Annotated in this window: 1 pseudogene; it reads left to right on the forward strand. The window is 65.3% G+C overall.

Annotated elements, in window-relative coordinates:
• Positions 1-172, forward strand: a pseudogene (locus EOB59_RS37390) (ABC transporter permease); the annotation flags it as partial.
• Between the last annotated feature and the right edge of the window lie 67 nt (positions 173-239).

Raw genomic sequence — 239 nt, forward strand, 5'->3', positions numbered from 1 at the left:
CGGCATCGGCTCGGTCGGCGGTACGGTGGTCGGCGCGGCGCTCATCGGCGTGCTGCAGAACGGGCTGCAGTTCAACAACGTCTCGTCCTATACGCAAAGCATCGTCATCGGGCTCATCCTGATCCTGGCGGTGGCGTTCGACCGGTGGCTGAAATCGCGGGTGAGAAGGTGAGGGGGACGGTTCTCCCTTCTCCCCCTGTGGGAGAAGGTGGCCTCGCGAAGCGAGGTCGGATGAGGGG

The organism is Mesorhizobium sp. M7A.F.Ca.MR.176.00.0.0, assembly GCF_004023165.1.
In the GTDB taxonomy this organism is placed as follows: Bacteria; Pseudomonadota; Alphaproteobacteria; order Rhizobiales; family Rhizobiaceae; genus Mesorhizobium.